The organism is Novosphingobium sp. KACC 22771, from assembly GCF_028736195.1.
Classification (GTDB): domain Bacteria; phylum Pseudomonadota; class Alphaproteobacteria; order Sphingomonadales; family Sphingomonadaceae; genus Novosphingobium.
The window spans coordinates 850,451-869,582 of the sequence record NZ_CP117882.1; the positions used below are offsets into that span (position 1 = coordinate 850,451).

The window sequence follows — 19,132 nt, forward strand, 5'->3', positions numbered from 1 at the left end:
ATTATTTTTCCACTTTAGATACGCATATGCAAACATTTTTTTTCGATAGGACGATTTTGCGAATCAATTCCCTTGCGGTAAATGGCAATAGCCCCTAATTCTACCGCAAACCCTCCATGGCAGAAATTCAGGCACAGCAAGAAAAATGACCATCCAGCGCGAAACGATGCCCTATGATGTGGTGGTGGTCGGCGGGGGTCCTGCGGGGCTTGCCGCCGCCATCCGCATCAAGCAGCTCAATGCCGATCTGAGCGTCTGCGTGCTGGAGAAGGGGTCCGAGATCGGGGCGCATATTCTCTCGGGCGCGGTGGTCGATCCGCGCGCGATGGATGAATTGCTGCCCGACTGGCGCGACAGCGATTGCCCGTTGGCGCAAACCCCGGTGACGGACAATTGGCACTGGGTGCTGACCAAGGGCGGGCATTACGCGGTGCCCCATGCGCTGATGCCGCCGTTTATGAGCAACCACGGCAATTACACCGCCAGCCTCGGCAATCTGTGCCGCTGGCTGGGGGGCAAGGCCGAGGAACTGGGGGTGGAGATCTTCCCCGGCTTCCCGGCGGCGGAATTGCTCTATGATGGTGATCGCATCATCGGCGTGCAGACCGGCGATATGGGCGTGGACCATGAGGGCAATCCGAAGCCGGATTACCAGCCCGGCATGAACCTGACCGCCAAATACACGGTGCTGGCCGAGGGCGCGCGCGGGCATCTGACCAAGCGGGTCAAGGCCAAGTACGATCTTGAGCGCGATTGTCAGCCGCAGGTCTATGGTCTGGGCATCAAGGAATTGTGGGACATTGCGCCCGACAAGCATGTGCCGGGGCGGGTGCTGCACACGCAGGGCTGGCCGCTGTCGGAGAGCGAGAGCTGGGGCGGCGGTTTCCTTTATCATCAGGCGGGCGGGCAGGTCGCGCTGGGGTTTGTGACGGCGCTCGATTACAGGAACCCGCATGTGTCTCCTTACGAGGAATTTCAGCGCTGGAAGCAGCATCCCGCGATTCGGGCCATCCTCGAAGGCGGCAAGCGGGTCAGCTATGGCGCGCGGGTGATCAACGAGGGCGGATGGCAGAGCGTGCCGCATCTGGCCTTCCCGGGCGGGGTGCTGGCCGGGTGCAGCGCGGGCTTTGTCAATGTGCCGCGCATCAAGGGCAGCCATACGGCGATGAAGTCGGGCATGCTGGCCGCCGAGGCGATTGTGGAGGCGATCACAGCGGGCCATGAGGGCACGCAGCTGGATGGCTATGAGGCCACCTTGCGCGAAAGCTGGATCGCGGACGAGCTGAAGCTGGTGCAGAATGCGCAGCCCCTGGTGGCCAAGTTCGGCGGGGCGCTGGGGACGGTGCTGGCGGGCGCGGATATGTGGGCGCGGTATTTGAAGGTGAACCCCTTCGGCGCGATGGCGCACCACACCGACGCCGAGGCAACGGGAAGGGCCGATCTCTACCAACCCATCGCCTATCCCAAACCGGATGGCGTGATCAGCTTCGACCGGCTGACGAGCGTGTCCTTCTCCTTCACCAATCATGAGGAGGACCAGCCCTGCCACTTGAAACTCACCGATCCCTCGGTGCCGACACGGATCAACCTGCCGCGCTATGCCGGGCCGGAGGCGCGCTACTGCCCGGCAGGGGTCTATGAGTTCGTCGATGTTCCGGGCGGCGAGGGCGATGCCAAGCGCCTCCAGATCAACGCCCAGAACTGCGTCCACTGCAAGACCTGCGACATCAAGGACCCCACCGGGAACATCACATGGGTCGCGCCCGAAGGCGGCGGCGGGCCGAATTATCCCAATATGTGAATTGAATATCAGGATAGGGGAGAGCGATGAAGCTTTTGGTACCGATCAAGCGTGTGCTTGATTACAATGTGAAGCCTCGTGTGAAGGCGGATGGGACGGGCGTTGATTTGTCGAACGTCAAGATGAGCATGAACCCGTTTGACGAGATCGCGGTGGAGGAGGCGGTACGTCTGAAGGAGCGGGGCGTGGCGAGCGAGGTGGTTGTCGTGTCCATCGGTCCGGCCAAGGCTCAGGAGACGTTGCGTTCGGCGCTGGCGATGGGCGGGGACCGGGCGATATTGGTGAGCACGGAAGAGACGGTTGAACCGCTGGCGGTGGCCAAGATCCTGACGAAGATCGTGGCGGAGGAAGCGCCGGGTCTGGTGGTGCTGGGCAAGCAGGCGATTGATGATGACAGCAACCAGGTGGGCCAGATGCTGAGCGGCCTGACGGGGCGGCCGCAGGGGACGTTTGCCTCGAAGGTTGAGGTGGATGGCGAGCATGTGCTGGTGACGCGCGAGGTTGATGGGGGGCTGGAGACGGTGAGGCTGGCTCTGCCCGCGATTGTGACGACGGACCTGCGGCTCAATGAACCGCGCTATGCCAGCCTGCCCAACATCATGAAGGCCAAGTCGAAGAAGCTCGAGACGAAGAGCCCGGCCGATTACGGTGTGGACATCACGCCGCGCCTGAAGGTGCTGAAAGTTGCCGAACCTGGGTCACGCAGCGCAGGCGTGAAGGTGGCCGATGTCGATGCGCTGGTGGGCAAGCTCAAGGAACTGGGCGTCGCCTGAGGGCGGACGCCACTGCAAAGGATGGGATGATGGCACAGGTTTTGGTGTGGGCCGAGCATGACAATGCGGTTTTGAAGGATGCGACCCTTTCGGCGGTGAGCGCGGCCTCGCAACTGGGTGAGGTGTATGTGCTGGTGGCGGGCGCGGGCGTTGGCGGTGTGGCCGAGGCGGCGAGTGGAATCGCGGGCGTGGCCAGGGTGCTGGTGGGCGATGATGCGGCCTATGAACATGGTTTGGCCGAGAATGTCGCGCCGCTGGTGGTGGGTCTGATGAGCGGCTATGACGCTTTTGTGGCGCCCGCCACGACCACGGGCAAGAACATCGCCCCGCGCGTGGCGGCCTTGCTCGACGTGGCGCAGATCTCGGACATCCTGAGCGTGGAAGGGCCCAAGACTTTCACCCGCCCGATCTATGCGGGCAATGCGATCGCGACGGTGGAGAGCAGCGACACCAAACTGGTGATCACCGTGCGCACCACCGCCTTTGCCAAGGCAGCGGCGGAGGGCGGCAGCGCCTCGATCGAAACCGTCGCCACGACGGGCGACGCGGGGCTGTCCAGCTTCGTCGGCGCGGAAATCGCCAAGTCGGAACGCCCCGAACTGACCAGCGCCAAGGTTATCGTCTCGGGCGGGCGGGCCTTGAAGGATGCCGAGACCTTTGCCGCCACCATCCTGCCGCTGGCCGACAAGCTGGGCGCGGCGGTGGGTGCAAGCCGCGCGGCGGTGGACGCGGGCTATGTGCCCAATGACTATCAGGTCGGCCAGACCGGCAAGATCGTCGCGCCGCAGGTTTACATCGCCGTGGGCATTTCCGGCGCGATCCAGCACCTGGCGGGGATGAAGGACAGCAAGACCATCATCGCCATCAACAAGGACGAGGACGCGCCGATCTTCCAGGTGGCCGACATCGGGCTGGTCGCGGATCTGTTTAACGCCGTGCCCGAGATTACCTCAAAACTCTAAGGACATCCCATGTCGATCCTGATTGACAAGAATACCAAGGTCATCACGCAAGGGATGACCGGCAAGACCGGCACTTTCCACACGCAGCAGGCGCTGGCCTATGGCACGCAGATGGTTGGCGGCGTTACCCCCGGCAAGGGCGGCACGATCCACGCTGAAACCAATCTGCCGATCTGGAACACGGTTGCCGAAGCCAAGGCCGTTTCGGGCGCGACCGCTTCGGTCATCTACGTTCCGCCGCCATTCGCGGCCGACTCGATCCTCGAAGCGATCGACGCCGAAATCGAGCTGATCGTCGCGATCACCGAAGGCATCCCCGTGGCCGACATGGTCCGCGTGAAGCGCGCCCTTTCGGGTTCGAAGTCGCGCCTGATCGGTCCGAACTGCCCCGGCGTGCTGACCCCGAACCAGTGCAAGATCGGCATCATGCCCGGTTCGATCTTCAAGGAAGGCTCCGTGGGCGTTGTCTCGCGCTCGGGCACGCTGACCTATGAAGCAGTGTTCCAGACCACCAACATCGGCCTTGGTCAGACCACCGCTGTCGGCATCGGCGGCGACCCGGTCAACGGCACCAACTTCATCGACGTGCTCGAACTGTTCCTGGCCGACGAAGCCACCAAGTCGATCATCATGATCGGTGAAATCGGCGGCAGCGCCGAAGAAGAAGCGGCCCAGTTCCTCAAGGACGAAGCCAAGCGCGGGCGCAAGAAGCCGATGGCCGGCTTCATCGCGGGCCGCACGGCGCCTCCGGGCCGCCGCATGGGCCACGCCGGTGCGATCGTTTCGGGCGGCCAGGGCGGCGCCGAAGACAAGATCGCGGCGATGGAAGAGGCGGGCATCAAGGTCTCGGCCAGCCCCAGCCTGCTCGGCGAAACGCTCGCCGAAGCGCTCAAGAGCTGGAATTAAGTTAAACGCCGGGCGGGATTGGCCATCTGTGGTTAACCCCGCCCGGTGTTAGAAGAATGCCATGTGCCGGCCATCCCGGTTCAAACGCGCACTGGTCGAGGATGTCGATGCCCTCGGGCGCCCATCGCCACGCACATTCCGAGTAAATGTCACGCGATATGTGGCCTGCGAGTGGGCGGGGCAAACTGGCAATCGTGATCGAAAGCCTCGCGCTGGGACTGACAGAGGCAAAATACCGGGCCCGTTCAAAAATCAAAGGGCGACTATGCTCAAGCGCCAAAATCAAGCCGACGCGTCTGCCCCTCAAGGCAAAAGAGAATATCCGCCGACTCGAAATATGGCGCCTTTGCTGCCATAAGGCACTCCGTCACAAAAACAGGCGCTCACGCAAAAATATCGCCTTTTGAAGGCAAGGCGGCGTTCACTGCATTGATGCGGCGGTCAACCCACAGCCCAAAAGGTCAGCATCGAGATCGACAACGCGACCGCCTGCGCCACAAGCAAACATTTATAATCTGCCGTAAAAATTGGCATCCAACCCATAGCAACTCTCCCACGTCACGTCTCTGCGTAATCATGTAAGTATGATCTTACTTCTTTTTCGGATCGTGCGAAAGTGCAAATTTAGATACCGGGAAGAAACCCATCATCCAATATCATCTGCGGTGGCCCGCCCCGCAGCCCCTCCATCATAACCAGAAGCGTTCGGCTGAATGATCCGATCAGATTGAGCAGCCGAGGCAAAAAATTACCGGCCAGCATCATGGTAACGAGTCTGGACACGTGATCTGAATTTACCAGCATGGTCAGTAGCTGGTTCCTGATGATCGAGCCCGGTCGCTCCTCCTAAATTTGCCCGCGCCACCCAGAACCCGTGAAGCTTTCCGTAAACTTGATCCGCTGGACAGCGGGATCAAGCATCACGGACATCTGCGCGGATTGCAGGCCATCGGATTCGATGCTGATGCGCGCAAGACCGGGTTCTCCTGTCGGGCGGAGCACTGCCAGCGCACGACCATGCCAAGTCTTTGCGACGGATTGCCGAAAACTGCCAATCCCACGAGGATTGGCATTGCCCAATGCCACCAACTCCACCGGCCCCGATACATCGGCGCGAAAGATGTGGGCGGCATCCGGAACAAGCAAGCCCGACCTGTCAACGATCTCGATTGTCACATAAACCAGATCGTTGCCATCAGGCGCGATCCGCTTGCGGTCCGGCTTGAGGCGAAGCGTGTCGGGGGCGCCCGCTGTCTCCAGCTTGCGGCGCGCAACAGGCCTGCTTCCCACAAGGGCGGTAACAAGCAGTGTGCCCGGCTCATAGGGGACATCCACATGCGTTATCGCGCCCTTGCTCACATCAATCGTCTGGTCAGAGACAAGGCGGCCATTCAGTTCCACCTTGAACCTTTCGGCCCGCGAAAACACCGACACAGAAAGGCTTTTGCCCTCGGCACCTGGCCAGGTCCAGCTTTGCAGTTCGTCGCGCCACCCCCACAGGAAAGGCACCTCCCGCCGCCCATCCGGGATTGGCCGCTGGACGGCGATCTCAAGAGGGCTCAGCCCCCAGACGACATCGCGGGCCAGGGACTGCGGCCGCTGAGCGCCGATCAGGTCAATGTCCCCGCACCCGGCGCCGAACCAGGGGTATTCGGCTTCACCGGGCTTGTCGCCGGTCAGACCCGTTCGCCCGATCCCTGCCTCGCCAAGATAATCCATCGCCGTCCAGACAAAGTCGCCGATCAGGTAGGGCGATTTCTCGGTCAATCGCCAGATTTTATCGACGTCGATGGGAAAGCTCTCCGTACCGACCATAACACGGTCGGGAAATTTGGCGTGATCGCGCTCATAGGAGGACAGCCTGTAATTGTAGCCTGCCACGTCGAGGAACTGAAAAGCCGCCTGATCCGGTTTCCCGCCGGGGCCGGTCACATCCGGCCCAGCGCTTCCGGGAACCGCCTGCGTCACGGGCCGCGTCGGATCAAGGCGGCGGGTTTCGTCGGCCAGCATCCGCGCCGTAGCGACGCCATCGGGTTCGCCGCGCTCCGGGATTTCATTGCCGATGCTCCACATGAATATGCTGGGATGGTTGACCCCGCGGCGCACCATGGCGGCAAGATCCCGCTTCCACCAGCCATCGAAATAGAGGCCGTAGTCATCCGGGTTCTTGCTGACCCGCCACATGTCAAAACCTTCTTCCACCACGAGCATCCCCAGCCGGTCACAAGCTTCAAGGAAAGCGGGCGAGGAAGGGTTGTGCGAGGCGCGCAACGCGTTGAACCCACGCGCCTTGAGCAGTTCGACCTTGCGTTCTTCGGCGCGATCAATGGCCGCCGCGCCCAGCAGGCCATTGTCGTGATGGATGCAGCCGCCGCGCAGCTTGAAGGGCTTGCCGTTGATCCGCAGACCGTTGACGGCGTCGATTTCGATCTTGCGGATGCCGAGCGGCGCAATCATCCGATCGATGGTCCTGCCCCCTGCCACGAGCAGGCATTCAACCTCGTACAAGGCCGGATTGTCCGGTGACCACAGGCGCGGACGCGCAAGATGAAGCTGCGCGGGCACATCCACGGCGCCGGTGCCCTCCGCGATGATCTTGCCGCCCGAGTCGCGGATACGGGTGATGACAAAGCTTTCCGACGCGGCATTGATGGTCCTGGCAACCACATGGACGGTCGCGGCATCCGCCGTGACAACCGGCGTTGTGACCGTCAGGCCCCACTGTTCAAAGCGGGTCGCGCGCACGATGTTCAACCGAACATGCCGGTAGATGCCCGAGCCTGAATACCAGCGGCTGTTGCGACCGATATTTGCCACCCGCACAGCCAGCACATTCCGTCCGGACAGATCGAGATGGGGGGTCAGATCAACATCGAAGGGCGAATAGCCGTTGGGATGCTCTGCCACCAGCCTGCCGTTGAGCCAGATCTGGGCGTTCATATAGACGCCGTCGAATTCAAGTTCGACATGCGCATCGGGCGCAAGCGGTGGCAGGGTGAAGTGCTTGCGATACCAGCCCACGCCACCGACCGTATAGGCCGTTGGAGCGCCGTTGGCGCTGTGCGCAAGGGCCTGATTGTCATTGAGCCGCGCATCGAACGGACCGATCAGACGCGGCGATTGCGCGACCTTTTGCCACAGCGGCGCTGTATCGGCCTCCCGCAGAACGCCGTTCAAGGCCAGATCGCTGCCGGGCAGATCCTCGATACTCCAGTCGTGAGGCAGATCGAGGGGACGCCACGCATCATCATCGAATGATTCTGCCCCCAGGGCTTCGCCATCGCCCCTATGAAAGCGCCAATCGGCGTCAAAGGCCTGACCGCGCCGATCGACCTCCAGCCTTTCAGCGCGGGCCAGCACAGGCCTAGCCAAGGAAGGGAAAGCCCGGCCCAGCGCACCTGCTGCAGCGGACATCTGCAACAAGGCGCGGCGCGAGAAAATCAGGTCTTTGCTCCGGCTCATCCCTCTTCCCTTCCTTCCCTGCGAAGATGCTTCACCCCAACCTTGCGAACAGGCATCACAAAACGTGCTTCCGCTGGCAGGCAGCCCTTCGATCTGTTCGATGCCCTATCCGTTTATTCAAGGGATCTTCTTGATCGGCATAATCGCCACGGCACCCAGGAGGGCAAAGGCCGATGCGGCGATGAACACCGCAGGATAGTTGCCTCCCGGCACTCCGCCGATGACGAGAAAGGCCGGGGCTATGACCGGGGCCAGCGACTGGGGCAAAGTGTTGGCGATCTGGAAGATGCCCATATCCTTGGCGCTGCTATCCGGGTCGGGAAGCACTGCGGCAACCAGAGCGAGGTCAACGGCATAATAGACACTGATGCCGATTCCGGCGATGGCCGATCCGATCAGAAACTGGATCACGCTCTGCGCCATGCCGGTTGCCACCAGGCCGGCGGCCCCGATCACAGCGGCAACAAAGACGAAAGGCTTCCGGCGCCCCATCCTGTCCGACAGCCATCCGGCGGCGGGCGAGATCACCAAAGTGATCACCGCGCCGATGCTGCCGTTGATGAAGATCAGCCGGGGCACCTCGGACATCGGCTGTTTCAGCCGGTCGGACAGGAAATAAACCGAGTAGGCCTGAAGATAGGCGATCCCCATGACGACGAGAAATCGGCTGAGCCACGCCCAGTAGAAATCGGGATGTTCACGCGGATCGACGCGGAAAGACAAGAGGAACCGGCCTATTCCGGCCGCAGTTTCGGAAAAGGCGGGGGCGGGACTGTCTTGGAACATCGGCAGGATCATCGCGAGGCTCAAGACAGTGCCCAGCCAAGGCGCGAGGAAAAGCAGATAGGCATTGTCAGCCGTGAACTGGGTGAGGAAAGTGCCCAGTACCACCGCCACGATGATGGTGAGGCCCAGCAGGCCCGAAACCCGGCCCCGCTGGGCTTCGGGCACCTTGTCAGGCAGCAGGGCGTTGAGCGCGGCCTGATTCGCGTTGAACCCGATCTGGGCGATCACCCAGCCGAGGCCGAACAGGGTGATGTCGTGCGTGGCGCTCATCAGCAGCAGACCCGCCCCGCCCCCCGCGACGCCGACAATCATCCACAACTTGCGCCTTCCGATGCGCGCGCTCGTGTGATCGGAGATATGGCCCCATATGGGCGTGGCGATGATCGAGGCGAGCGCGCCGACGCCCAGCACCAGACCAAGCTGGCTCATCTTGCGGGCGGGGTCCGCAATCTCCGCGAGCCTTATGGCAATGGTCAGCGTAACAGGGGTGATCAGCCCCAGCCAATTGCCGCATTGGGCAATCCAATAAGCCGCGATGAAGGGGCCACTTGCCCGCCCGGCCACCCCGGTCGCCATTCAGAACGCCCGGATCATGGTGAGATCCGCCGCGAATTGTCGCAGCACACCGCCATCGGCCTTGCCGTTTCGAACCGCCGTCAGGGCGCGCTGCCAAGCCGCGCGATCGACACTTTCGAACACTTGCGGCAATTTTCTTTCACCCTTGGCGTTGGCAATGCGCAAGTCGGCAGGGCTGGCCGATCCATCCCCCCGGAGCGCCAGACGCAACGTGCGGCCAAAGCCAAGCGCATCGATCCGTTGGCCCGTTCCCGCACTGCCCGCCGTGGCAAGGCCTTCAAACAGTTTCTCCCCTGCCAAGCCGCGCACCACGACCGCATGCGGGGTATGCCAGATATGGGTGAGCACAAGTGACTGGCCCAGCGCGCGCGCCGTGCGCACCATGTCCAGCACAGCCTGCAACGGCAAGGCCAGATCGCCCACCTGGTTGATAAGGATCGTGGATGTCGTCGCCAGATGCTGGACCAGATCGGCGCAGTGGCGCAGCAAGGTCGGATCGCCGGCATAGCGTTCCGCCAGTTCGACGACCACTCCGGCCTGTTCCGCCCTGTCGGCCAGCGCCAGAACAGCGTTCGCAGCGGTCATGCCCGGATCGGCAATGATAATGGCGCGGGCGCCGGCATCGACTGCGGCCGTCGCGCGTGCCGTCCAGTCCCCCTGACCGGCGATCAGCATCACGGCAGCAGAGCCGCCTTCCTCCGGCGCGCGATAAGACAGAGGCAAACTGGCCAGCGTCTTGCGCAGCCTTTGCTGAAGGCCGGGTGCTTCAGCGGCAATGGTCAATGGCAAAGTCATGGCAGTTCTCCGATCGCGCTCACGCTCGCTTTCGTGGCGACATCGATTACGAAGTCGAAATCCTGCGCGATCGCAGCAAGCGCAGGCACCGCACTCCGGTCGCCATGGGCCGCGGCGTAAAGCGCGCGCCATTCCTCGACATAGCCGTTGCGATCAAAGGGGCCGATCTGCCGGATTGCGCCAGAGGCATCGGTAATAGTGGCGATGGCCGACCCGCCGTGGACATAGGACGGTGTAAACCGGATACGCAACACCTGCGCATCGGTCACGACCTCCAGATCCCAATAGACCTCACCATGAAGGTGCATCGTCCCATTGAGCTGCACCGCGCACCCTCCCGCCTCACCGGCGATCAGATAGCCGAACGGTGCCAGTTGCCGCGCCGACCATATCTGCAGCTCACGCCAGTCCGGCAGAAATTTGCGGACAAGCGGAAGGTCATGCACGGCCAGCCCAAGGATGAGACCGTGGAACGTCTGGCGGACCAACTCAGGGGTCATCTCGCCGGGCATGGTAAAGGCCAGGTCGGGACGGCCGGTCACTTCGCTCGCCCAGTTTTCAAAACGATCATTGAGCGGCAGCACGATGCTGGAGCGGATGCTGCGCGCGCGGGTGGGCAGATCGCCGAGCGCATCCTGCAAGGCGCGCCATGCCGGATCGAAGACATGCATTGCGCCAACCACCAACGGGACGCCGGTTTCGGCTGAAACCTCGGTGATAGCCCGCGCTTCGTCCGCGCTGTTGGCCAGCGGCTTTTCGCACAGCACCGCTTTCTTGCCCGCGCGCATCGCAGCGATCACCTGATCGGCATGAAATTGCTGGGGACTGCAAATGGCGACAACATCAACGGCAGGGTCGGCCATCAGCGTCTCGATCGAGACGGTATGGCGCATGCCAGCATTGGACGCCACTGAGGCCGCCAGATCCCCATTCACGTCCATTACGCAAACAGGTTTGAACAGATCCGGAAGATGGGCCAGCGTCGGCAGGTGAATGGCCTGGGTGACCGGCCCGGCGCCAGCAAAGCCGACGCCCAAGGGTTTGCTTCCACTCATGCCATGTCTCCGGCAAAGGCGGGATGGGAGGCAAGGAAATCATAGGAAGCCCGGCTGCTTTCCAGCGCTGAGGGCAGGTTCGGCACATCGACCTCCACCACGAACCAGCCGTCGAAACCGGCGGGCAGAGCCTCGAACACCGCATCGAAGTTGACCATGCCCCGCCCCGGCTCTGTCCAGAGGTGACGGGTGCCGATCGCCGCCATGTAATCATCCTCATAGCGCAACGTCTGACGGAAGGCCGCAGGATCGACATCCTTCAGATGCACCGCAACCAGCCGGTCAGCATAGTCAGCGATGATCCGTTCCGGCACCATGCCCGCCCACAGGAGATGGCCAGTGTCCGGCCCGAAACCCAGACTGGACCCGGCGGTCATATCAAGCACGGCGCGGGTTTCCTCCTCCGTCTCGATAATCATAGCGACATGGGGATGAAGGGCGAAACGCACCCCCTCCGCAAAGCCCGCATCGGCAAGGCGGGCGAGTGTCTCGGCGATCCGCTTTGTCCGCTCGGCAGATCCGTTTTCACCAACGGCGGGGTTGGCGAAGCGCGCCATGTCGATGTTGCCCGCCACGAAAGTGCTCCCGACGCCAAGGGCAGCCAGCGTTCCTGCATGCGCCTTGGCCTGTTCGACGATGGCGCCCTGTTTTTCGGCAAGGTGAAAATCTCCGGCGAAATAGCCGGGCGCCGGGGCAAAGCCGTATTCGTCCAGAATGGCCTTGTACTGCCCGATCGTCATGCTTGCAGGCACATCGGTGTGAAGGGCGCGAAACCCCGTTTGCGCCAGATCAGTGAGAGCTTCGCGCAAATTCTGCTCGGTAACGCAAGGACCCAGGGGTCCGGTGACCCATGGCAGCGGATTGATCGCGACTCGCTTCAACAGACAGCCTCCCCACAGATGGCTTATGGTTCTTTTGCCGAACTTATAGCGATGCTAAATTTTTATGGAAGCTATAAATTCAGGTGAAGTCCTGCTAGTGATGCGCCATGAGCAAGCGTGGACCCTATACAAAAGGACAGGAACGGCGGGACGAAATCCTGCGGGCGGCGGCGGAGGTGATCAGTCGCGACGGCTATCGCGGAGCCTCGCTGGGCCAGATCGGGCGAAGCATCGGCATCGACAGCGCGCACATCATCTACTATTTCTCATCGCGCGAAGTGTTGCTTCAGGAAGTGCTGCGTATCTGGGATGAAGGCAACGCCGTCAGCCCTGCCCCCGACGCGGATATCTTCACATGGATGGTGGAAGCGGCCCGGCGCAACACGAAGACACCCGGCCTCGTTCAACTCTACACTGCCTTTGCCGCAGAAGCCGCAGATCCGACGCATCCGGCACACAATTTTTTCCGCGCCCGGTTTACGACGCTTCAGGGATACATCGCCGATGAAATACGCGAGCGGCAGGCAGCGGGCCGCGTAACGCCAACGTTGGACGCCAATCATGCCGCGATGATGCTGATCGCGCAATCCGATGGCCTTCAGGTGCGCTGGCTGGTCGATCGGTCGATTGACATGGCGGCCGCGCTTGCCACGGAAATTGATCTTCTTCTGAGAAAGGGTGAAGGACAACGATGAACGCCCCATTCCGCTCCCTGTTCGACGGCAGCACACTCAATGGATGGCGGTCGATACCCCGTATCTACGGCGACTGGTGCCCCGGCGGGCCACGGATTGCCGATCTGATGGCGCAATATGGCATGGAAACGCCGCCTGATCCGGAAAGGCACCCGGCGATCTGGCAAGTCGAGGACAGCGCAATCGTGGGGCGGCAGGCCAAACTGGGCTATGGCGGCTATCTGCTCTCCGAAGAGACATTTGGCGATTTTGAACTGGTGCTGGAAATGCAGCCGGATTGGCCAGCCGATACCGGCGTGATGATCCGGCGTCAGCGTGACAGTTGGGCAGGCTTTCAGGTGCTGATCGATCATCGGCCTTCGGGTAGCATTGGCGGCTTTTACGGCAATGGTCTTGCGGGATTTTCAGCCGTACCGTTTGCGGTGGACGCGGCGCTGGGTAATGATGGCCAACCAGTCGGCCTCAGGCCCGATGATCCGGAAACGAGCGTAGAGCCGGTGACGCCCGACAAGGTCGCCCGCCTTGCCCATGCCGCAGCGGTTGAAGATTTCCTTGCCGTGTGGCGTTGGGGCGACTGGAACGAATTGCGCATTCGCTGTGTGGGCGGCGCACTGCCCGTCATCACTACCTGGGTGAACGGTCTCGAAATTGCTAAAATCGACACCGCCGCACTGCAATCGCCCGGCTATGATCCGGCTGCCGTCGAGGCGCTGCTGGGCGAACGCGGCCATATCGCTTTTGAGGTTCACGATCACGACTCGCATTTCGGCGAGGCCCGCTGGGGACGCGACGCGGCTTGCCGATGGCGGAACGTAAGGATCAGGGAGATCTGAACTTGGGCCAAGCAGGGACCGGTTGATCATGCCCGCAAGTCAATCGACCTTCAGCAGATGCGGATTTTCAAAACTGATCGGGCCGCAACAGAGCATCCGATCCGCCATCCACAAAGATCACCTGCCCCAGCAGGTAGGGCGTTTCCAGACAAAGCAGAAAACGGATCACTTCGGCTATTTCCTCGGGCTGAGCGTAGGTCTTGGTCACAATCGGATTGCTTTGCTGAACTGCGGCAACCATCGCCGGATCTTTGAAGAGCGGCGCTGTCATCGGGCTTAACACCACCCCCGGCGCGATACCGTTCAGCGCAATGCCCGCCCTTGCCCAGTCCGGCGCCGTTGCCGCGCGGCGCAGCCAAAGCGCCAGAGCCTTTTTGGAATCGAGATAGGCGCTGGCCGGAGCGGCGGCGCACAGGTCAAGCGCGGCCTCTTCCGGCCCTGCCAGACAGGCCTGCACCACCGCATCATTGCCCGCCAGCATCGCGGCGGTTGAACAGATCGCCACCGCGCGCGGACGGGCCGATTTTGCCAGTAGCGGCCTCAACCCGTCCAGCGTGGCAAGCGCGCCGAAATAGTTGACGGCAATCGTGGCTGGATCAGGGCGCGAGATACCTGCTCCGGCCAGCAGACCATCGATGCCATCGGGGGCAAGCTGCCCGACGGCATCGATCATCGCCACGCGCCCTTCGGGCCTGCCAAGATCAACATTGATATCGCTGCCTGCCAGATCAACCCCGATCACACGGTCGCCTGCAGCACGGCACAGGTCCGTGGTGGCCTTTCCAATGCCCGATGCGGCGCCGGTGATGACGATGGTGCGGGTCATGCGTGTTCCTGCGTCCTAGGCAGCGACGGCTTCTTCTGGTTCGGCGGGCAGGATGGCGGGCAAGCCCGGATCATAAACGCGCGTCAGCACGCCAATAAAGCTCTGGTCTGTCATCGGATCAGAGGGCATAATGAAGCTCTCGCCGCGCGCGCACAGATCGGCGATAATGATGTCAAACACGCGCTCATGTGTCAGATCATCAGTATGGTCGAGCGCCAGTTTCAACTCGGCCATGTCCATGTAAATATCGGCGCCCCAATGGACGAGGAAACGGAATTCCTCTTCGGGGATGCGCTGGATGACCTTGTCGTGGGTGGTCAACTGCCAGCCATTGGCATCCTGCGGATCGGCGCTCATCAATGTGCTGATGTCCAGCCCGGCAGGACGGCGCATCGCGGCTGGTCCATTGGACTCAGCCGTATGAAACATCATCTCGTTTTCAACCACCACGGCGCGGCTCCACATCGGCGCCTTGATCTGGGCAGGCGGTTCTTGCAGACCGTCGGGCCAATAGGTGAAACCGCCGCCGGTCTGGCCTTTGTAATACCAGGTGATGACCTGCGCTTTCTTCTGCTGCCATGCTTTGAACAGTCCGGTCTTGACCATGGTGTTCATCAGCCAGATCGGCGTGTTGTGCATGGAAATGCCGCGAAACCTTGTGGCGTCCACATGCGGCCGTCCACCGCCGGTCGAAGGCCCCTGAATGTTGAACAGCATGTTTTCCGCCGTGGCATAGCGAGCGCCCCAATAGCCGCGCACCAGATCGAGGAATTTTGTGTTGAGAAAGCAATCCTCGATTTCGGGGTACAGCACGGTCGAGGCTTTGGCGAAATAGCCGCGGAACACGGGGCTGAGGAACATGTCCCAAGTGGGCGTGAAGCCTTCGGGGACCATTCCGGAAGTGGTGGCGATGACCTCCTCAGGCGATTTGAAATGTTGCGCCAGAATGAGCGACCATGGACCGTTGCGGCGCACCACATCGAGCATGCGCGCGTGTTGATCGGGCGTGAAGGCGTTCTCAATGACCTGTGGCGGGGCGACAGGACGAAAGTGCGATGCGGTGCTGGCCATGGCGAATCCTCTTTACGATCGACAACTGCTTGATCGCAGTTTTTAATTGCGTAGAGATATGGCCAAAAAATTCCGCATTGTCGATAGAGATCGGGTAAATGCGCCACTTTTCTGTCTGTAAGGCATCGCCAGGGTGCTTTCCCATTGTTAAGCTGCCACCTAATCCGTAATCATGCGCCCGCAGCAAAGGTCAGAGGAGCAACAAGCGGAGCTTCTTCATGACGGCTTGAAAAATCAACGGTTATGCGGGCGGGCGCTTTCATGGCTTCGAGCATCCGCCTTAAGCCAACAAGCTCTTCACGCGACATCTGCCATGATTTCTGTCACGATTTTTCTTGGCGCGGACTCTATCGTCGCGTAGCACACAGAAAGCCGCAGATTTCTGCGGTTCTCGATGAAGCTGAAACGGGTTATTCGAACGGGTATCAAATTTTGGTACCGCCATGCGGAGGTTCGAATCCTCCCACCCCAGCCAGTCGAGTTCTCATGATTCGGCTTTGACGCAATACTTTACGGCAGAAACCTCAGAAAATTGGCTAGACAGGGCAAGACCCGGCCCGACTGGGCTGGACGCCTATTCTGCCATGATTTATGTGCGCCAAACGCCGATGAAATCGGAACTATGGCCAAAAAAATCACCTTTACGCCTGCCATGATTGACGCCCTTTGCGAGGGCAACCATGACATCGGCCCGGCGCTTGCCGTTACACGCAACCGAAAGAATGCGATGGGTGGCAATATCAAACTCGACAGTAACCTGCCTGCAACCGCCATCAAATATCTGCGGAAGGTCATCCGGTTTGCCGAACCAGCGCCGTTTACCAGCAGGTGTTTCAGCCGCTGCAGCGCGAGCGCTTTAGTCAGCAAGTTCGGCAACCTCTTTTTTTTGTGCAGGGTCACGAGGCGAAGTTCTCCAACGCCACTTCACAGCCTTCATTCAATTTTGGGTGCGGCAATGGCACAAGGTAAACGGCTTTGACTTTTCCGCTGGCAGAAAACGCATAATTTCTGCCGCATGCCCCTAGGTGTTTAGTCCCAGCATGTGATGGTGTAGATTTATCGTCATCACAGCGGAGGGAGTTATGGGCCAGGTTCTCCATGGCAGCGCCAAGACCACGCACGCCATTCGAGCAGAGCTACAGCGATCGAAAGCTTCGGTCGCGAGCCTCGCCAAGAAGTACGCGATCAACGAAAAGACAGTCTTGAAGTGGCGAAGCCGTCAGTCGGTCGAGGACAAACCGATGGGCCCCAAAGAGCCACGCAGCACCGTCCTCTCACCCATGGAGGAAGCGGCCATTGTGGCCCTGCGAGTTCAGGCCCGGCTGCCGCTCGACGATGTCTATATCGCCTTGAAGGACGTGATCCCCCATCTGACGCGCTCCTCCCTGCATCGCTGCTTGCAACGACACGGCATCTCCCGGCTTCCCAAGGCGGATCGCGAGAAACCCAAGAAGTTCAAGACCTACGAGATCGGCTACTTTCACATCGACATCGCGGAATTGCACTATGAAGGCGGCAAGGCCTGCCTCTATGTCGCTGTCGATCGCACCTCCAAACTGGTCTTTGCCCGCCTCTACCGCAGAGCCACGAAAATGGTCGCGGCCGGCTTTCTCAAGGCGCTGATCAGAACCGTGCCCTACCGTATCCACACCATCCTGACCGACAACGGGGTCCAGTTTGCCCAAACCGAACGCGGCACAGGCCTGACCTTTCCGCATATTTTCGGACGCGTATGCCGGGAAAACGGCATCGAGCATCGGCTTACCAAACCCTATCACCCATGGACCAACGGTCAGGCAGAGCGCATGGTTCGCACTATCAAGGAAGCGACCGTCAAATCCTTCCACTATGCCTCGATCATCGAACTGCGCAGGCACGTCCGCGATTGGCTGGTTGCCTACAACTTTGCCAAGCAACTCAAGGCTCTCCGCTTCAAAACGCCATACGAGGCCATCGAGCAGGTCTGGAAATCCAAGCCAGAGGTCTTTATCGTAGAACCGCACCATCACATGCTGGGACTAAACACCTAAAAGGCGAGCACCTTTCGGCAATACGACCAAGCGCTCAACCTCGTCCATCAAAATTTCATTGCTGGTGGCCGCCCGAGCGCTCCTGCAAGCTGCCAGAGAAACAACAAGCGCCACAAAGAAAATTGAAAAAGATCGCATGCCACTCATTACCATTTCAAAAATGCGTCAGCAATGAGTGCGGGAACTGCCCGCTTAAACGCCACTCAATCCATTGTCAGGAACGCCTAACCTTTTTGACGGAGCAACTGCCAAACCCATGATTGCTTCCATGCGCAATCTCTTGATGATCAGGAATTGCGCCCCTAAGCATCAAACCATGTGGCGACAATATGTTATTCTGCCGGGAAAGGCTGCCTGCGTGGCCTTGGCGGCGCTATGCGCCGATACTGCAGCGTGTCAGGAGGCGGATCTGCCGGGCCAGACGCCTACGGAAACCGTCCAAATGACACCCTTCCAGCTTTTTAGTTTTGCCGATTCTGCGCGCGATAGGAAGGACTATATCGCCGCAGAGGCCGGGTATCGCGCGCTGGCGGGCAACAGTAACGCCGACATTCGCGCAGAAGCACGGTTCCGTTTGGCGATGATGCTGGCCTATCAATGCAATAGACCGACTGAGGCGGCGCGATTGCTGCGCCAGATTCTGGATGAGAAGCCCAGGGCCGCTCGTGTCAGGCTTGAACTGGCGCGGATTGACGCCATCCTGGGGCGGATGGGTGCAGCAGGACGGGAATTGCGGGCTGCGCAAGCCGCCGGACTTCCGCCAGAGGTCGAACGGATGGTGCGCTTTTATGCGCAGGCATTGGATGCCAGGCGCCCGCTGGGCGGCAGCCTTGAAGTCACGCTTGCCCCTGACAGCAACATCAACCGCGCCACGGCCGCATCGTCTCTGGCCACCGTCCTAGGCAATTTTTCGCTCAGCAAGGATGCCAAAGCGTCTTCCGGTGTCGGTGCGGCTGTGCGCGGACAGGCCTTTGCTCGAATGCACGCAACAGAAGGCGTTGATGTGCTCGCCCGCGTTTCGGGCAGTGCCAACGTCTATCGCGCGAGCGACTTTGACGACATGATCGTTGCTCCGCAAATCGGTCCCGAATTGATACTGGGCAAAGGAAAGCTCAATCTTGCCGCAGGCGCGGCATGGCGCTGGTATGGTGCGGTGCCCTATTCCTTTGCATGGGTTGGCAGCGCAAACTGGCAGCATCCGTTGGGCCCAAAAGGACAATTGCGCACCGATGCAGCCTTCTCGGCGGTCACGAACCGTCGCAATTCCTTGGAAACGGGCAATCTCTGGTCGCTCGGCCTTGGCATGGACCGCGCTTTTTCCGCAAGATTTGGCGGCGGCATTCAAGGGACGGCCTTGCGTCAGACCGCACGCGACAGGGCCTATGCTACCGCGGGAGGTGGGCTCAATGGCTATCTCTTTCGCGAGATCGGCAAGACGACGATGACGGTCAATGCGGCTTATAACCATCTGGAGGCCGACGCTCGGATGGCGTTGTTCAACAACCGCCGGATCGATAACACTTTTATTCTGGGCAGCAGCGCCACTTTGCGTCAAATCCACGTGGGCAGCATTGCCCCGGTGGTGCGCTTTCGGTACGAACGTAATGCATCAACCGTGCAGATTTACGATTACCGACGCTTTGTGGGCGAAGTTGGGGTTACGGCTGCTTTTTGATGCTG

17 protein-coding genes are annotated in these 19,132 nt (G+C 60.8%); 9 read left to right on the top strand and 8 right to left on the bottom strand.

Features of this window, described 5'->3' with window-relative positions; genetic code table 11:
• The first annotated feature begins 145 nt into the window (after positions 1–145).
• Genes PQ467_RS20675 through sucD form a run of 4 tightly spaced genes read left to right on the top strand, consistent with a single transcriptional unit; the run spans position 146 to position 4,442 of the window.
• Positions 146–1,801: an electron transfer flavoprotein-ubiquinone oxidoreductase gene (locus PQ467_RS20675; protein WP_274176367.1), complete on the top strand. Its 1,656-nt coding sequence runs from the start codon at positions 146–148 to the stop codon at positions 1,799–1,801.
• Positions 1,802–1,827: 26 nt separating this feature from the next.
• Entirely contained in the window at positions 1,828–2,574 is a 747-nt protein-coding gene (locus tag PQ467_RS20680; RefSeq protein ID WP_274176368.1) for an electron transfer flavoprotein subunit beta/FixA family protein, read from the top strand.
• 29 nt (positions 2,575–2,603) lie between these two features.
• On the top strand, positions 2,604–3,536 hold the full coding sequence (locus PQ467_RS20685; RefSeq protein ID WP_274176369.1) for an electron transfer flavoprotein subunit alpha/FixB family protein: 933 nt from the start codon (positions 2,604–2,606) through the stop codon (positions 3,534–3,536).
• A 9-nt stretch (positions 3,537–3,545) separates the two neighbouring features.
• Positions 3,546–4,442 (top strand): succinate--CoA ligase subunit alpha, encoded by an 897-nt coding sequence (sucD, locus tag PQ467_RS20690; RefSeq protein ID WP_274176370.1) that lies wholly within the window; start codon positions 3,546–3,548, stop codon positions 4,440–4,442.
• 846 nt (positions 4,443–5,288) lie between these two features.
• On the opposite strand, the gene PQ467_RS20695 is transcribed toward sucD, so the two are convergent.
• From PQ467_RS20695 to PQ467_RS20715, 5 genes are all read right to left on the bottom strand, one after another.
• Positions 5,289–7,904 carry a glycoside hydrolase family 2 TIM barrel-domain containing protein gene (locus PQ467_RS20695; protein ID WP_274176371.1) on the bottom strand — a complete coding sequence of 872 codons (2,616 nt, stop codon included), beginning with the start codon at positions 7,902–7,904 and terminating at the stop codon, positions 5,289–5,291.
• Between the two features lie 117 nt (positions 7,905–8,021).
• The gene (locus tag PQ467_RS20700; RefSeq protein ID WP_274176372.1) at positions 8,022–9,266 is read right to left on the bottom strand and encodes an MFS transporter; all 1,245 of its coding nucleotides are present in this window, start codon (positions 9,264–9,266) and stop codon (positions 8,022–8,024) included.
• Positions 9,267–10,061: a hypothetical protein gene (locus PQ467_RS20705; RefSeq protein WP_274176373.1), complete on the bottom strand. Its 795-nt coding sequence runs from the start codon at positions 10,059–10,061 to the stop codon at positions 9,267–9,269.
• Positions 10,058–11,116, bottom strand: a complete 1,059-nt coding sequence (locus PQ467_RS20710; RefSeq protein ID WP_274176374.1) for a Gfo/Idh/MocA family protein — start codon at positions 11,114–11,116, stop codon at positions 10,058–10,060. Before PQ467_RS20710 ends, PQ467_RS20705 begins: the two co-directional genes overlap by 4 nt.
• Positions 11,113–11,997, bottom strand: a complete 885-nt coding sequence (locus PQ467_RS20715) for a sugar phosphate isomerase/epimerase family protein (protein WP_274176375.1) — start codon at positions 11,995–11,997, stop codon at positions 11,113–11,115. The genes PQ467_RS20710 and PQ467_RS20715 overlap by 4 nt, the downstream gene beginning before the upstream one ends.
• Positions 11,998–12,104: 107 nt before the next feature.
• Here PQ467_RS20715 and PQ467_RS20720 point away from each other — a divergent pair, with 107 nt between their 5' ends.
• Positions 12,105–12,692: a TetR/AcrR family transcriptional regulator gene (locus tag PQ467_RS20720; RefSeq protein ID WP_274176376.1), complete on the top strand. Its 588-nt coding sequence runs from the start codon at positions 12,105–12,107 to the stop codon at positions 12,690–12,692.
• A complete protein-coding gene (locus PQ467_RS20725) occupies positions 12,689–13,525 on the top strand; it encodes a 3-keto-disaccharide hydrolase (RefSeq protein ID WP_274176377.1) in 837 nt (278 codons plus the stop codon). The genes PQ467_RS20720 and PQ467_RS20725 overlap by 4 nt, the downstream gene beginning before the upstream one ends.
• Before the next feature lie 67 nt (positions 13,526–13,592).
• Here PQ467_RS20725 and PQ467_RS20730 read toward each other — a convergent pair whose 3' ends face one another.
• The 3 genes from PQ467_RS20730 to PQ467_RS20740 form a co-directional block, all read right to left on the bottom strand.
• On the bottom strand, positions 13,593–14,351 hold the full coding sequence (locus PQ467_RS20730) for an SDR family oxidoreductase (RefSeq protein WP_274176378.1): 759 nt from the start codon (positions 14,349–14,351) through the stop codon (positions 13,593–13,595).
• 15 nt (positions 14,352–14,366) lie between these two features.
• A complete protein-coding gene (locus PQ467_RS20735; protein ID WP_274176379.1) occupies positions 14,367–15,422 on the bottom strand; it encodes a hypothetical protein in 1,056 nt (351 codons plus the stop codon).
• Positions 15,423–15,592: 170 nt separating this feature from the next.
• Positions 15,593–15,730 (bottom strand): hypothetical protein, encoded by a 138-nt coding sequence (locus PQ467_RS20740; RefSeq protein ID WP_274176380.1) that lies wholly within the window; start codon positions 15,728–15,730, stop codon positions 15,593–15,595.
• A gap of 314 nt (positions 15,731–16,044) precedes the next feature.
• Between PQ467_RS20740 and PQ467_RS20745 the strand changes: the two genes are divergently transcribed.
• The 3 genes from PQ467_RS20745 to PQ467_RS20755 all read left to right on the top strand — a co-directional run bounded on the left by PQ467_RS20745 (position 16,045) and on the right by PQ467_RS20755 (position 19,127).
• Complete coding sequence (locus PQ467_RS20745; protein ID WP_274176381.1) at positions 16,045–16,401, top strand: hypothetical protein; 357 nt, start codon at positions 16,045–16,047, stop codon at positions 16,399–16,401.
• A 103-nt stretch (positions 16,402–16,504) separates the two neighbouring features.
• Positions 16,505–17,452: an IS481 family transposase gene (locus tag PQ467_RS20750; protein ID WP_274175425.1), complete on the top strand. Its 948-nt coding sequence runs from the start codon at positions 16,505–16,507 to the stop codon at positions 17,450–17,452.
• 256 nt (positions 17,453–17,708) lie between these two features.
• Positions 17,709–19,127: a surface lipoprotein assembly modifier gene (locus PQ467_RS20755; RefSeq protein ID WP_274176382.1), complete on the top strand. Its 1,419-nt coding sequence runs from the start codon at positions 17,709–17,711 to the stop codon at positions 19,125–19,127.
• The last annotated feature ends 5 nt before the right edge of the window (positions 19,128–19,132 follow it).